The organism is Alphaproteobacteria bacterium (assembly GCA_025800285.1).
GTDB lineage: Bacteria > Pseudomonadota > Alphaproteobacteria > JAOXRX01 > JAOXRX01 > JAOXRX01.
Genome location: JAOXRX010000030.1, coordinates 1 through 779, shown reverse-complemented (window position 1 = coordinate 779; position 779 = coordinate 1). Strand labels below are relative to the sequence as shown.

Here is a 779-nt window from a genome sequence, read left to right as displayed (position 1 = left end):
CTGTCTGTAGCATAGGGGACGAAATCAGGAAACTAATTAACGACTTCTGCGGACTGAAGCAACTGTTCCAATTCTTAAAAGCACCCATGCTAGTAAGAAAGATTTCCTTCAATATAAATAAATATATTTTATTTTCTAAATAATTTATATTATGAATAATTCAGTGCCAATAGTAAAACCAAGAAACATAACCGAATATGAGTATAAACAAAGCAAGTATCCTCATGTTCCAAAAATACCCTTTAGAAGTATCATTGTTGCTTCATCCACTGGTGGCAAGACAGTCCTCATCCAAAATCTTATTTTAGATGTTTATAGAGATTGCTTTAGTCGTATTTTTATCTTCAGTCCAAGTGTGAATACTGACCCTACTTTTGTTGAAGTAAAAAAATATATTAGAAAAGAAATGAAAGTAGATGATACTAAAGAGCAACTATATTATGAACATTATAATCCTGAAGAACTAGAAAGAGTGATAGATACACAAACTAAAATAATAACTTATATGAAAGACCATAATATAAAAAAATTACATAGTATTCTTATTGTGATAGACGACCATGCCGATGATTTAACTTTTGTCCGTCATTCAAAATTGCTTCATTCGCTTGCAACACGAGGGAGACATCAAGCAATAAATTTGGTGCTTTCTACACAAAAATATCGCAGTCTAGCAAATATTATTAGATTAAACGCTTCTTCATTATATGTTTTTAAGTTAAAAAATCAATCTGAACTAGATGCCTTCATTGAAGAAAATAGTGCGTTAGTTGATAAGA

Annotated in this window: 1 protein-coding gene; it reads left to right on the top strand. The window is 30.6% G+C overall.

Going from position 1 to position 779, the window contains the following annotated elements; all coding sequences use genetic code 11:
* Window positions 1–151: 151 nt before the first annotated feature.
* Window positions 152–779, top strand: a 628-nt coding sequence (locus tag OIF36_00510) for a hypothetical protein (protein ID MCV6598954.1), incomplete at its 3' end; no start/stop codon positions are given.